This is a genomic window from Flavisolibacter nicotianae (genome assembly GCF_003628535.1).
In the GTDB taxonomy this organism is placed as follows: domain Bacteria; phylum Bacteroidota; class Bacteroidia; order Chitinophagales; family Chitinophagaceae; genus Flavisolibacter; species Flavisolibacter nicotianae.
On record NZ_RBCI01000005.1, the window covers coordinates 315,447 to 330,349 of the forward strand.

At 51.8% G+C, this 14,903-nt stretch carries 6 protein-coding genes; 5 read left to right on the plus strand and 1 reads right to left on the minus strand.

Annotated features, from left to right (window positions below; genetic code table 11):
- Positions 1-16 precede the first annotated feature (16 nt).
- Entirely contained in the window at positions 17-7,009 is a 6,993-nt protein-coding gene (locus tag D6024_RS15985; protein WP_121355640.1) for an OmpA family protein, read from the minus strand.
- A gap of 300 nt (positions 7,010-7,309) precedes the next feature.
- Here D6024_RS15985 and D6024_RS15990 point away from each other — a divergent pair, with 300 nt between their 5' ends.
- From D6024_RS15990 to D6024_RS16010, 5 genes are all read left to right on the plus strand, one after another.
- A complete protein-coding gene (locus D6024_RS15990) occupies positions 7,310-8,572 on the plus strand; it encodes a 3-dehydroquinate synthase (protein WP_121355641.1) in 1,263 nt (420 codons plus the stop codon).
- Positions 8,573-8,580: 8 nt separating this feature from the next.
- Positions 8,581-9,822, plus strand: coding sequence for a metabolite traffic protein EboE (gene eboE, locus D6024_RS15995; protein WP_121355642.1), 1,242 nt, complete (start codon positions 8,581-8,583; stop codon positions 9,820-9,822).
- A complete protein-coding gene (locus D6024_RS16000; protein WP_121355643.1) occupies positions 9,815-11,167 on the plus strand; it encodes an alkaline phosphatase family protein in 1,353 nt (450 codons plus the stop codon). The genes eboE and D6024_RS16000 overlap by 8 nt, the downstream gene beginning before the upstream one ends.
- Before the next feature lie 213 nt (positions 11,168-11,380).
- Positions 11,381-13,132 (plus strand): ABC transporter ATP-binding protein, encoded by a 1,752-nt coding sequence (locus D6024_RS16005; RefSeq protein ID WP_121355644.1) that lies wholly within the window; start codon positions 11,381-11,383, stop codon positions 13,130-13,132.
- The gene (locus D6024_RS16010) at positions 13,116-14,879 is read left to right on the plus strand and encodes an ABC transporter ATP-binding protein (RefSeq protein WP_121355645.1); all 1,764 of its coding nucleotides are present in this window, start codon (positions 13,116-13,118) and stop codon (positions 14,877-14,879) included. Before D6024_RS16005 ends, D6024_RS16010 begins: the two co-directional genes overlap by 17 nt.
- The last annotated feature ends 24 nt before the right edge of the window (positions 14,880-14,903 follow it).

The window sequence follows — 14,903 nt, forward strand, 5'->3', positions numbered from 1 at the left end:
TGAATTTTTTCGGTGATTAATCTTCTTCCTCCCAGGGTGCCAGTTTGGGCAATGTCATGTTGATCGCGTCGTGCAGCGCAAAATGTCCTGCCTGTCCGTATTCTTCTTCCACATGGGTGAAGATGTGTTTTTTCAGTTGCAGGTGGATTTGCCTGCCCCGCGCATCGGGCTTTAGGTAAACAATAGTCCGCGTGCCGCCCTGCGTACGGGAAATCTTCTGCACAACGCTTGTATCCGGAGCTTCCAGCAGTTCCAGTTCAAGTTTGTCTTTCATCACCCAGTGCTTCACATCGCCGCTGTCGGCCACGATGGTTTCCGTTGCGGGGTAGGGCCGTTTGCGCCAATGGGGTTCCGGTGTATCGATGTATACGGCCTCCAGCGTCGTGACCAGAACGCTGCTCACCACCTTGCTGCTCCACAGCAACGAAACAACAATATTGTCCGCTGCGGCCAGTGCTGGCAGGCCTGCATCCAGCAAGGCTGTTTGCATCTCCGCATCCGTGCATTCATCCGGCAGGGCGGCAAGGTTGTCTTTTAACAGCCGGGTAGTGCTGTAGGTGGCCTTGATCAGCTTTCCAAATTCTTCGGCGCTGGCATAGCGGCTGGTACGGAAGGCCATTTTGTACAAAGGTGTGCGGTACGTGTTGCTGTTGGGATCAATTACGTCGCCCTGCCTGGCAATTTCAACTGTGTATTCTGTGTTCAACAGGAGGTCAACGCCAATCGTGAACACAACATGTTCTTCCCGTTGCCCGCTGTCGTTGATGCAGGGAAGCTTGTCTCGCTGTACTTCTTCCAAGGTGTGCAGGTAAGGTGTTTTGACGGCGGCACGGATCTTTTTAAACTGCGAAACGTTTGCCGGGTCAATCTGCATCTTTGGCGGGTCAACTGCCGGGTGGGCGCCGTTTGCCTTCAGCACTTTTGCAAGAAGATTAATGCCGTAGGCCTTGAAGAGCTGGATGACACTTTCGTCGTTGAGGTAAATCTGCACAGGCTCATTCTTAAAATGATAGCGCATGTCATTTTGCGGTGTGGTAAACAGCACCCATGGGTCGAGGCGCTGCGGCGCATTGGCATCGGTTTTAAAGACAAAGGTTTTGGCCGGGGCTGCGACAAAGTTGGCGTCGACCAATCCTTTCTCGTCCTTGCGCTGGAACTGGTAGTTCACCGTCAACTCGTAGGTTGTGTTGGGCTTGAGCAAGGCGCGGAGCGGTTCTCCCTGTAAAGCATCTGTCAACTGGTCCTTGTCGCTTTGCTGGGTGTGCGTATCGTGTTCTTCCCGCTGAAATTCAGCTGCGGTGAGGCTCTCAATAGCACACAAGAGCGCCGACGGCGGCTCGGTCATGGGTTTGGTGCGCCGGGTGACGATCATGATGTAACGCATGCCCGGCATGCCTTTGTAATGGACCAGCATGCGCCGCAAACGGCTTTGGCTTTTGTCCAGTTGCTCCAGGAGCAGCCAGATTTTAGCCACGCCCTGTGTCCACGGACCGGATGGCAGGAGCCAGTTTGGCGGCAGGTCGGTTGGCAGCTTAACGTCGGTAAAGCCGGTGTCTGTAATGGTTTTTTCCGAGAGGACATTGAAATCTTTGTCCAGGGTGCGGATCAGCGTTTTTTCGGGCAGTACCAGTTTTTGCGCAAGGGCGAGAAACAGTTCTGCGCCAACCAACTCGCCTGCATCGATGAGGATATTCTCGGCTTCGAATTTTGCAATGGCTTCTTTCGTTTCCGGAGGCAGGTCCGGTTGCGTGTCAACAGGATTTGTGATAGCAGCTTCAAACGGAAGTTGGAGCACCCGGCCAAATCGTGCCGCACCTTCCTGCACGTTTGCGCCAATTACTTTGGCATGGGTCAGGATGGTTTTGCGAATGGAGAGCCAGGCTTCCAAAATACCCGGCAAATCAGTGGGAAAACGGTTTTCAAAAACAAACAGTTCGGTGTCGGCCGGTTTACTGCGAACGGTGCCTGGCGGATCGGGAAAGGCAACACCGGCTAGTTTCCACCCCGCATCACTTAAGCCCAACGGTTTTTGATTAAACGTATACAGTACGCTGGTAGCCGGTGCTATTTGTTTGCACACGATTTCCCACCGGTCCGTGACAGTATCCGTCAACTCTTTGCTGCGTTGCACGGCCCGGGGCGTTGGATCGGGGCTCCAGCTAAGCAAGGCAAGATCCACGCTGCTTTCGTCGTCACCCGGCTTGTCGGTGGGCTTTTTCCAGAAATTAACGGGCTTTGGCTTGCTGTTCTCCAGCAAGGGTTGACTGAGTGAAAGACTGGTTAGCTTGTAGCGCACAAAACGTTTGGCGCCGACGCTTACCCATCCATCCTGTGTAAGGGTGCCCGATTGCGGGATGGCATCGGTAAAGGTGGTGCATCCCTGCACATCAGGCGTGGCAAAAAGATTAAGAACCGGGATGCTGTCAATAGGAACCGTTGGCACCGGATCGCTGGTATTCTTTACCGCCGCTTTTCCTAGAGCGCAGTCGATCGGCCGGTCCACACCCTGTCCTTCCATCAGGGCCGAACTCCGGCTTACCAGGGTCAGGGAAGTCAGCAGGTCGGGTGGCGGCTGAACCGAAACCGGGCTGTTGATTTCAATGTTTACGCAACCCTTCACGCTAAAGAAGAAAAAGCTCACCTTGCCACAGGCCTTGCCGTGGATATAGGTATGCGGAGTGGGTCCTTCTACTTCGAGATCTGCTTCGGCTGAAATTGAAACAATCCACAGGTGTAACTGTCCCTTCAATTCCAGCAATCCAAAAAAATGCAGGGGTGAGAAGGAAACACCGGCCGCAAGGTCGCCGCGGACTTCCAGGTAAAGACCGCTGCTCTTTTTACCAAAGACCAGCGAGGCGCCGATGCCCAGTGCAATTGAGAAGCCCGTTAACTTGTGGTCACCCGGCTTGGGCCAGTCCTGGATCCCGTTGCCGTGAATCATCAGGTAAGCATACCCGCGGGCAATACCGAGGATCAGTGCCTCGGCTGGCAACACGTTGTTTCCCAGGTCAACAAACCAGTCTTTCGAATTGGTAAAACTGAATCCTGACACAACGGGAATGCGTAGACTTAGTACTTTCTCGATATTGTATTCGATAATAAAGCCGATGGTCAGCCGTTGCAGGTTGAAATCCAGGTCGACAACGGCAAGGATGCCTGCACTTTTATTTTGGCCTGCTGCTTTTACGTCAGCGGGCTTGGGAAACAGAAGGCTTGCTTTGACCAAAATCAGAATGCGGGGTCCCGGCAGTTCCAGGATAAACATGCCTTTCATGTTCAGCACAAAGCCGCCTTCCATCGTGCCGAGTACCACGCCAAGGCCAAAACTCCATTTGTCCAGTTTGGGCTGCCAGCCGTTTTGTATGTCGATCACGTTGCCGTGCACCGTATCGTAAAACCAGCCCAGCGCCGGTGGCAATTGACCCGGTACCTGTGCGGACTCTTTTCGTTCGTAGTGCATGGCAAACAAGCCGAGGAATCCATAAATCCCAAGGCCTGTATTCAAAAGCGGAATCGCTGCAGGTAATTCCACGACCAGGCCAAGGAAAAATGCCGTCGCTTCCCGCCCGTTTTCATTGATCGGCTTAATGCCCAAAGCGGCCGCGATACGCAGTTTCACAGGGATGACCGTGACGTCCACGAATCCCTGGAATCCGCCGCTGGCACCCGGTACAGTGCCGGTACTGCTGCTATTGCCAAAATCAAGATAACCGGTACCGGAAAGGGCGGCCGGAATGTTGACCGTTACCCTGGTCGGAATGATTTCCGGAACCACTTTTACGGGCTGCAGTTCCCGGAAGATCCGCAGTCGTACCCGCAGGGTGTCCACGGTGATGATACCAAGATTGACATTCAGTGCAAGGTCGGCTTCAAAGGTCAGTGGGTTTTCCCGGCTGAGCCTTGCCGTTAAAATGCGAAGGAGGTTATTCAGGCTCGTACTGCCAACCAAAACTTCCAGCGCCCCCGGGTCGCCAAGGCTTAGCTCGTAGCCTTTGCTGGTATCAAATATGGGTTGGTAAGAAACCTCCCTTGTTGCCTCGTCCACGTGGAGGTTGAAGCCAATTGCTTTGTACCGGGCTCTCGGCGGATTGAGCGGCTTCCCGTTGGCATCGGCGTCTTTGGTTTTTATGGTGAGCAGGTTGAAAAGGTTCATGTTGATTTTAAAGTCAACACCGTAATCGGCCAGCAAGCCGAGGTCTGTCAACTGCTCTGCCCGGAAAATATTGATGCTGGGCGATATTTCAGAAAACGAAAGATCGGCGCCAAAAAGGGTAAACCTGTCCATCCTGATGGCAACCAGTCCAAGAGTCGTTGCCACGCCGATTTCTGCGCCGGCAATGATCATCGCCTTTGTTTTGTCTTCATCGTTTTGTGCCTGCTGTACGGCCTCAATGCCGCCCTGGATCAGGGGGGCAAACAGCAGCAGGCTGGCCATCGTATTGGCCAGCGACGTTTCTGTAGCCGGTCGAATGAAAACAAAGCCGTCTTTTACATTGTTTTTATCAAAGCCAACGGAAAGCGTTTGGCTAAGCCGGTCGGTTGCTTCGTCGTAGAGAATGCTGATCTTAAAATCAAGCACGCCCTGGTTTTCGGGTGTGATGGTACCGGTCGTGTCCTTGTCTTTTTTTGCTGCCGCCGATGCGTCGGGGGTCGATGTCACACTGTTGGCCAGCGCTGCAATGTCGCTATCCGTGCCATTCCCCGATGCGCTGTTCTGAATCAGCTTGCCGCTTTCCTTGGTTTCATCCCGTACATCAAATTCGCCGGCAACTTCAATCAGCACCAATTTGTTGCGTTGAAAACGGACTTTGGTACTAAGCCGGCGGAAGGCAGACGGCCGTTTCGGTTCCGTCGGTGAAGGCGAGGGGTCGGCTGGTGAAGGCTTGGTGATTTCATCATCTGCGGGGCGGAATACTTCGGCGTGCGCCGACTTGACCGGCGGGGGCAGCGGGTCTACATAAGTGGCCACAGCCGTGAAGTAGTCCCTGTCTTTGGGTGGCCTGTCAAATTTTTTGGCGACGCTTGTTCCGAAGAAATCCTGGACCGTAACCGGAACAGATGCAGGTGCACCGACATCTTCAATTAGCTTTTTAAAAACATCCGCACGCCGTTGGGACAAGTCCCTGTTCAGGTCTTCGTGTTCGGTATCGTCTTTTTTTTCGTAGCTGGCATAGCCAAAGATTTGAATGCCACGGTTGGCCCGCCTGTCCAAAAATTGCTTGATGCGTGCCCTGAGCGTAGCATTTCCCTTGAAGCCCTCCAAATATTTATCCGCTTCTTTCTGGTCCACCGGGTGCTTGAATTCAAACTGGAGCGAAATGGTGTTTTCTCCAGGGGTGGCACGCTGTTCGGACACTTCCTCCTGCGGCTTGTATTCTTTAAACAGTTCGGGTTGCGTACCCGTCCAGGTAGCCTGCAGGTTTTGGTGTGCGCCGCCCTTTTCGACAGGTATACGGTAGGTGCCGTCGCTCCGGCGCGGGATTTCGTTGCCGCCAATGGAAAGCTTGCCAAAATCGGGTTGGGTTTGCACCAGTACGGCATCGGGGTCTTTCTGTTGAGGAGCAAGTTCAATAGCATAACCCTCGTCGCCTGCTTTTGGCACCAGTTGCGCATCTTGTGGGATCTTTTCTTTGGTGCCGCGTGCCTGCAGGGAATCGAGGAACCTGACCTCGATATCTTCCTGCCAGAAACGTTTCGTAGGGGTAAGGCTGTCCTCTACATGAACGGAGACATTTGCCAAACCTGCACCGGTTGCACCGAGTGGATAGCGAAGCCTGTTCTGATCGCCATTGAAAGGCACTGGCGTAATGGTGGAGCCATCCCGTTTTACAACGATAGCGTAAGGCGCTTTACCACCACGAATACGCAGCTGCATTTCGGCATCGTTAAGCGTAAAAATGAAACTCTTGCGGGTAGTATTGTTGTTGACCACCTTGTCGGTTTCCTTTTTTGTCGGCGCTTTACGGGTTTTGCCTTCGTAAAAAACAATGTCAACTTCCAGCGGCGCACGGTTGGTGTTGTTGACAAGTTCCGCACCAATTTCGCCACTAAGTCCCTGGTCAAAATCAATCAGCAGGTTTTCGCCCCAGGTGTCAAACGCCATTCCTTTCAGCCCGTGCGGTGCCAAAAAGAACCGCACCTGTGGCATCCACAACCCTTTGAATTCATCGCCCACGCCAAAATTTGCTTCCAGTATTTCCGTCGGTGTAAAATCCTTGCTTAGGTCCAGCACGATCTTCTCTAACCCAAAGCCAACCGTATTGCTTTTGTGCAGGCAGAGTGCCGGTTTCATGGTGATGAGTTCACCTGCTGCCTTGTCAAACTGGTCGTCCATGCTGCTGATTCCCCAGCCGTCGAAGCTCACGTCTGTTTGCCAGTAATCATCTGCGTTCTGTGTGATGATCATCGCGATTTTGGGCAGGCTGATGGTGACCTCGTCAAAGGTATTATCACGCTCCAGCCAGCCATCCGCGGCAAGTTTTGCAGGCAGGAACTTATCATTGGGTAAATGAAGAATGATGGAATTAAAAAGCAGTTCTATCCGGAAATTTTTATTCGGGAAATCGCTGGGAATGCTGCTTGGGCCGGTACCGCCGAGACGGTTGAGCAGGTTCTTTAGATCGTTGGCGTCGGCGTTGTTGGAAAGCGAGGCAAGATGACCGGAAATACCGGCGGAGCCGATGCGGGGAAAAGTGATGCGGAATTGAAAGCCAAGATCACCCGGCTCGATGAAATGTCCCGAAGGCGCTTTGTACACCGGCGCATTTTCCAGCAGGCCGTCGCCTAGCAACTGAACCCTGCCGAAGTAAACGATAGCCTGGTCATCATGCGCCATGTGCAATTCTTCTACGCTAAGCGCCGCAAGAAGATTGCGAACGGATGAAGGGATCGACGGCAACAAGCTGTTGGGAACATTGGGCAACTGGCTGATTCCTGCGGCAGGCACGTTATCTATAAACAAACCGAAGCCGAAGGCAGGTTGGAGCAAGTCAACGATACTGAGCTTCATTGTGTAGAGCGGTTTTAGCAATCCTTGCACAAGGAACTATACTAGCAGCACAAGTCGAAGCTGTTGGCTTGCCTCATTTCAACAATCACATATAGTGCTTTGGTGCCTGAGAGCAGTTATAAAAGTATAGATAAAAAAGAATATTATTTATTCATAAACTAAAGCGGTTTCTACCGGTAGCCAACATCCGCTCGTTTGCACGTTGCGCTGGTGCATCCGGGCTGCGACCAGTTATCGGGCTGGTGTTTGGATACGCAGCACCTTTCCGTTTTCGGCCTTGCATGGGAAAAAGGTTAATGCATGACAGAAATAAAAATAAAGTTGTACAATTGGACCTCTAAAAAATGGAATTTTCCACTACGTCATTTTACAACCGATTTTGTGCACAACAGTCGAACGGAAGCCAGGAGCGCTATGGATTATTTACAGCAATCATTTAGTGTGCGATTTGAATACAAGGTGTTTTTTACGGAACAGTTGTTTGCCGCTGAAAACCCCCTTTTCAGAAACTTTTTGAACAGCCAGGCAAGCGATGCTGCTAAAAAACTGCTGTTTGTTATAGATGAAGGCGTGGCCAACGCACACCCGGGTTTGCAGGATCAGATCCAAGCCTATTTCAAGGAAGAGTCATTATTTACATTGGCTGAAGATATCCTGGTGATACCGGGCGGCGAGGGTGCCAAAAACAATGAGTTGCTTTTTGACAAAATTGTCGAAGCCGTGAATGACTACGGGATCGACCGTCATTCCTACATTGTGGCGATTGGCGGCGGATCGGTGTTGGACCTGGTGGGCTATGCGGCGGCGGTTTCGCACCGCGGCATTCGCCACATCCGTATCCCCACGACCGTACTGGCCCAAAATGATTCGGGTGTCGGCGTGAAAAACGGGATTAATTACCGCGGCAAGAAAAATTTCCTCGGGACCTTTGCCCCACCGGTTGCGGTTTTCAATGATGCCCATTTCCTGACAACTCTATCAACAGAAGAATGGCGGTCGGGAATGTCGGAAGCCGCGAAGGTGGCCCTCATTAAGGATAAGGAGTTCTTTTATTGGTTGGAAGAAAATGCGGCTGCACTGGCCGGCCGTACTATGGAAGCAATGCAGTACCTGATCAGGCGCTGCGCACAATTGCACCTGGAGCATATTGCCAGCGGCGACCCGTTTGAAATGGGCTCTTCCCGTCCGCTGGACTTTGGCCACTGGAGTGCCCACAAAACGGAGCAGCTTTCCCATTTTACCATCCGGCATGGCGAAGCGGTGGCCATGGGCATTGCACTCGACAGCGTGTATTCCGCCCTTTCCGGCCGGCTGACGGAAGACGAGGCCAGGCGAATTGTCGACCTCCTGCAAAATCTTGGTTTTGCCGTCACGCATCCACTGATGCAGATCAGCAATGACGAAAGCCCGGTACTGAAAGGCTTGAATGAATTCCGGGAACACCTGGGCGGAAAGCTCACCATCATGCTGCTGACGGCCATTGGCACCGGCGAAGAAGTGCACGAACTGGATGTACAGCTCTTGCACCAGGCCAGCGACTGGCTGAAAGCCTATTCAAAATAGCGTTGAGTATGCAAACACCTTACGGACATTTAACCTATTGCAGCAATATCCATCCCGGCGAAAGCTGGAGTGATCATTTTGCGCAGTTGCAGCAACATATTCCATTCATTAAGGAAAAAATAGCGCCGGGCCAGGCGTTCGGGATCGGTTTACGGTTATCCAACACCGCAAGCCTGGAACTGCGCAAGGAAGAAAACCTCCGTTCGTTTCAGCAGTGGCTGACACAACACCATTGTTACGTGTTTACGATGAACGGGTTTCCTTACGGTGGATTTCATCATACCGTGGTGAAAGACCAGGTGCATGCGCCGGATTGGACCACAGCCGATCGGGTGCAGTATACCATTCGCCTGGCGCAGACCCTGGCGGCTTTGCTTCCGGACGGCATGGAAGGAGGGATTTCGACCTCACCGTTGTCGTATTGCTTTTGGCACAGAGATGAAGAAGTAAATGCGGTGTATGAAAAAGCGACGTTCCACCTGTTGCAGGTGGTGGAGCAATTGGTTGCGATTGAAAAATCCACCGGCAAACGCATTCACCTGGACATTGAGCCCGAACCCGACGGCCTGTTAGGCGACGGCAAAGCGTTCTTCGAGTGGTACACACAGTACCTGTTGCCAATGGGTGTTCTTTACCTGCAGGAGAAGTTTGGCTTTGATAACGAACAGGCGACTGCTGCTGTAAAAGACCATGTGCAATTGTGCTATGATGTGTGTCATTTTGCCGTGGGCTACGAAAGCCACGAAGCCACGGTGCAGCAGTTGCGGGATCTGGGAATCAACGTTGGCAAGATCCAGATCAGTGCAGCCCTGAAGGCAGTTCTGCCAAAAGATCGCGAAAGAAGAACAGCGGTGATAGAAGCCTTTCAACAATTCAACGAACCGGTATACCTGCACCAGGTGGTAGCCAGGCAGGAAGACGAAACGCTGAAACGTTATGCCGATCTTCCCGATGCTCTCGCTGATGCGAACAATGCAGCCACTACCGAATGGCGGGCTCATTTTCATGTGCCCCTGTTCATCGAAAATTATGGCGTGCTGCAATCAACCCAAAAGGATATTGAACAAGTGCTGGCGCTGCAGAAACAGCAGCCGTTCACTGCGCACCTGGAGGTGGAAACGTACACATGGGAAGTATTGCCAAAGGAAATGCAGCTTCCGGTGAATGAATCCATTGTCCGTGAACTGGAATTTGTATTAAACCTGTTACAACAAGAACCTGTCGCTACGACGCAAACAAACCATGCATAAAACGGTTGTCATCGATATTGTCGGCCTGTCGTCTTCCCTGATCGGGGAACACACGCCGTTTTTAAAAAGCTACGCAGCAAAAAAAAGCCTGAAAACCGTTGCACCTATGCTGCCGGCTGTGACCACGTCGGTACAGTCCACTTACCTTACCGGCACATGGCCCGGTGAGCACGGTATTGTTGGCAACGGCTGGTACGACCGTATCGATTGCGAGATCAAATTCTGGAAGCAGTCGAACAAACTGGTGCAGGGCGAAAAGATCTGGGAGCGGGCAAAAAAGCTCGATCCTTCGTTCACCACTGCGAAAATGTTCTGGTGGTACAACATGTATTCAAGTGCGGAATTCTCCGTGACGCCGCGTCCCAATTACCTGGCGGATGGCCGCAAGATGCCCGATTGTTATTCGGAACCTGCGGGTCTGCGGGATGAACTGCAAAAAGAACTGGGGCAGTTCCCGTTGTTCAAGTTCTGGGGGCCGGGTGCCGATATCACGTCGACGCAATGGATTGCCGATGCATCCATCTATACCGATAAAAAATACGACCCGACCCTGACGCTGATCTACCTGCCGCACCTCGATTACGGGCTGCAAAAATACGGGCAGGATATGGCCGCGATCAGCAAAGACCTTGGTGAAATTGACAGGGTGGTGGAACAACTGGTGACACATTACGAAGCAAAAAATGCCCGGATCATTTTGCTGTCGGAATACGGGATTACCAATGTCAACCGGCCTATCCACATCAACCGCCTGTTGCGGGAAAACGGCTTGCTGGGCATCCGTGTCGAACGCGGGTTGGAATTGCTGGATGCTGGTGCGTCGAAAGCCTTTGCCGTGGCCGATCACCAGGTGGCGCATATTTACCTGAACGATCATTCTGTTGCCCCGCAGGTGCGCCGGTTAGTGGAAGGACTTCCGGGAGTCGCGTTGGTGTTGGACCGCGATGCACAAAAGCAGTATCACATCGACCACGAACGGGCAGGCGACCTGGTGTTGATGGCAGATCAAAACAGTTGGTTCACCTATTATTTCTGGCTCGACGATGACAAGGCACCGGATTATGCGAGGGTGGTGGATATTCATAAAAAGCCGGGCTACGACCCGGTGGAACTGTTCATGACTTCCAAGGCCCGTGCCGCGTACAAACTGCTGCGCAAAAAAGCCGGCTTTCGTTATGTGATGGATGTCATTCCACTGGATGCCACGTTGGTGAAGGGTTCGCACGGTAGCCTGGTGGAAGACAAAGCCTTTCATCCCGTACTCATGGCAGATCTTCCTGTTACGCAGAATGATCTTGTTGCAACAGATGTTTACGATATTATCTGGCAACACATCACGACCTGATCGTCTTTACAATTCGCCTGCTTATTTTGCGGAAGAAGCGTTTGTCAAACGAAGCATGAAATGTTTGACACCATGACATTTTGTTGCGTAGACAGTTTTCGTCAGCCGTATTTTCTATTGCATGCAAGCAGATTTTGAGTAAGGTTTGGTCCGTGCTGTAGCAAAATCACCTTTCTTCCAATAACTTCATAGGCTTATTCCGCAACAATTTTCATGGAAAAAAAGAACGATAAACGGCCTTCTCCCAAAGGCAAACCCGGCCTGTTCGGTTTACTGAAACCGTACAAAGGCATGGCGAGCCTCTTGCTGCTTTTTGCCCTTTTGAGCAACGGCATCAACCTCTGGGTGCCCAAGATCATTGCGCAGGCCATCGATGATTATGCCAGCGGCAGCTTTGTGCTCAAAGCGGTGATCTTCCGGTTTTTGGCCGCAGCGCTTTGCATTTTTGTTTTTACCAGTTTGCAAACGCTTCTGCAAACCTATGCATCGGAAAAAGTGGCGAGAGATTTGCGCAGCCGCCTCTCGGAAAAGATCTCCCGGCAGAGTTATGCGTCGGTGCAGCAGGCCAACCCGGCCAAACTCCTGACCAACCTGACCTCGGATGTAGACTCCATCAAGCTGTTTGTGTCGCAGGCCATCGTTTCCCTTTTTTCCTCTCTGTTCATCATTATTGGTGCCAGCGTTTTGCTGGTCAGCATCAACTGGAAACTTGGGCTGGCCGTTCTTTCGATCATCCCCATCCTGGGCGGAACTTTTTTTGTCGTGCTTCGAAAAGTGCGGGTGCTGTTCAAAAAGGGCCGCGAGATCATTGACTGGCTGAACAGGATCATCACGGAAAATATTTTCGGCGCCGCGCTGATCCGCGTCTTCAATTCCCAGCAACTGGAGTACACGAAATTTCTTTCGGCCAGCAGTGATGCAAAAGAAGTGGGCATCGGCATCTTGAAATTGTTTGCGGCACTGATCCCGGTCATCAACCTGGTGGCCAACCTTTCCATAGTGACAATCCTGGCACTGGGTGGTCATTTTGTGATCAACGGAACCATGACACTGGGTGAACTGGCCGCTTTCAACAACTATATTTTCATTCTCATTTTTCCCATCATCATCATTGGCTTTATGAGCAGCGTGATGGCGCAGGCATCGGCATCGTACCAGCGAATCCGGTTTGTGCTGGAGGCACCGGACGTAGAAGAAAAAGGTGTGGTGAAGGACCTGTTGAAAGGAAACATCGACGTGCAAAACCTGGCGCTAACCTTTGGTGAAAAGCAGGCGCTGAAAAATATTTCCTTCTCTGTAAAAGCCGGGACAAAAACGGCGATCATCGGCCCGACGGCGGCCGGGAAAACGCAGTTGCTTTATTTGCTCACGGGACTAATCCAGCCAACGTCCGGCATCATTGCCTACGATGGTATCAACATCAACAGTTATGAAAAAGAATCCCTGCACAACCAGGTCGGATTCGTTTTTCAGGACAGTGTTCTGTTTAACCTGAGCATACGGGAAAACATCGCGTTCAGCAACACCGTAACGGATGACCTGTTGCAAAAAGCCATTGCCACCTCGGAACTGGCTGACCTGATCGAACGCCTGCCGCAAGGACTGGATACGGTGGTGGCCGAAAGAGGCACGTCGCTATCCGGCGGACAAAAGCAGCGGCTGATGCTGGCCCGGGCCCTGGCTGTCAACCCGAAAATTTTGTTGCTGGATGATTTTACCGCAAGGGTAGATACCCGTACCGAGCAAAAAATCCTGGAAAATGTGCAGGCGAATTACGAAGGCATCACGCTGGTTTCCGTGACGCAGAAAATCGCGTCGGTGGAACATTTCGACCAGATCATCCTGCTCATGGAAGGTGAGCTGATCGCTGCCGGCACACACGAAACCCTGCTGAATACCTGCCCCGAATACGTTCAGCTTTATCAATCCCAAAGAAGCACCAGTCAGTATGAATTACAATCTTAATCAACCCGGCGAAAAACAACCGGCAAAGCCATCCACGGCTGCCCAGGTCAAAAAGCTGCTGGCCCTGATGTCGGGGGAACGAAAGGTTTTCATTTTTGCCCTGCTGGCCGTTTTGCTCAATTCCACCCTGAACCTGGCCGGTCCGCTGGTGGTTGGTTATACCATCGATCACCATGTGCAATCCAAACAATATCATATGGTACTGGTGTTTGCCGGCATTTTGTGCGCCATGTACCTGGTGGCCTTTGTCACCAGTTACCTGCAAACACGATTGATGGGCGGCATCGGTCAACGCATCCTGTTCAACACCCGCAACGCCCTGTTTCAGAAATTGCAGGAACTGCCTGTAGCGTTTTTTAACCAGAACAAAGCCGGCGATCTTATTTCACGCATCAACAACGACACGGATAAATTGAACCTGTTTTTATCGCAGTCACTGATGCAGTTTGTCAGCAGTATTTTTTTGATGACAGGTGCCAGCATCTTTTTGTTGTCCATCAATTTCCGGCTGGGCACAACAGCCCTGGCGCCGGCGGTTTTGCTGTTTATACTGACTAGGGCTGTTTCGCCGTGGATCAGGAAACGGAATGCCGTGAACCTGCAAACTGTGGGCGGCATGAGTGCGGAGATCCAGGAGAGCCTGAATAATTTCAAAGTGATCGTTGCTTTCAACCGGAAGGATTATTTCCGCCAGCGCTTTGAGGAGGTGAACCAGCAAAACTATACGACTGCGATCCGTGCCGGTGTGGCCAATACCATCTTTATCCCGGTTTATGGATTGATGGCGCACATGGGCCAGTTGCTGGTACTGGCATTTGGTATCTACTTCATCACAACCGGCGCTTTTACCGTTGGCCTGCTGATTAGTTTTCTTTCGTATGTCAACAGTTTCTACAACCCCTTGCGGCAGCTGGCTGCCGTGTGGACCAATTTTCAACTGGCCATGGCAGGGTGGGACAGGATCTCGCAAATCCTCTCCCTGGAAACCGATTTGGTGACGATTGGTGAGGCAGTGGAAACGACGTCTCCTGCGGTCATTTCATTTCAGAACGTATCCTTCGGTTATCCCAATGGAAAAGAGGTGTTGCATCATGTCAGTTTTACATTGGAAAAGGGCAAGACCTATGCCCTGGTGGGACCCACCGGCGGTGGCAAAACCACGACGGCTTCCCTGATCGCACGCCTCTACGATCCGATAACAGGTGTGGTGTTACTCGATGGAAAAGATATCCGCTCTTACGGCGCTGCAGAGCGAACAAAAAAGATCGGCTTTATTTTGCAGGATCCGTTTTTGTTCACCGGCACCGTGCGGGAAAATATTTTGTACGGCAATGAACAATACCGTAATTTTTCCAATGAACAATTAACGCAACTGTTGAAGGAAGAAAACCTTGGTGGATTGCTGCAGCAATTTGAAGCAGGGCTTGACACCGCCGTGCAATCGGGCGGCGAATCCATCAGCCTAGGGCAAAAGCAATTGGTGGCTTTTATTCGCGCCGTTTTGCGAAAACCGGACCTGCTTATCCTGGACGAGGCCTCTGCTAACATTGATACGATGACGGAACAGCTTTTAGAAGGCATACTGAAAAAGCTTCCCGGGGAAACCACCCGTGTCATCATCGCACACCGGCTGAATACCATCGAGAATGCGGACGAAATTTTCTTTGTGAATTCCGGCGAGATTACCCGGGCTGGCTCGTTTCAGCATGCGATGGATCTGCTGTTACACGGCAAGCGGGAGAGTTAACTGCACAGGTCTTTGAAGAATGGC

Excerpts from the sequence above, each read along its gene's own strand:
- D6024_RS15990 (WP_121355641.1), top strand. The coding sequence starts at position 7,310 with ATGACAGAAATAAAAATAAAGTTGTACAATTGGACCTCTAAAAAATGG.
- D6024_RS16010 (WP_121355645.1), top strand. The coding sequence starts at position 13,116 with ATGAATTACAATCTTAATCAACCCGGCGAAAAACAACCGGCAAAGCCA.
- D6024_RS16005 (WP_121355644.1), top strand. The coding sequence starts at position 11,381 with ATGGAAAAAAAGAACGATAAACGGCCTTCTCCCAAAGGCAAACCCGGC.
- D6024_RS15985 (WP_121355640.1), bottom strand. The coding sequence starts at position 7,009 with ATGAAGCTCAGTATCGTTGACTTGCTCCAACCTGCCTTCGGCTTCGGT.
- D6024_RS16000 (WP_121355643.1), top strand. The coding sequence starts at position 9,815 with ATGCATAAAACGGTTGTCATCGATATTGTCGGCCTGTCGTCTTCCCTG.
- eboE (WP_121355642.1), top strand. The coding sequence starts at position 8,581 with ATGCAAACACCTTACGGACATTTAACCTATTGCAGCAATATCCATCCC.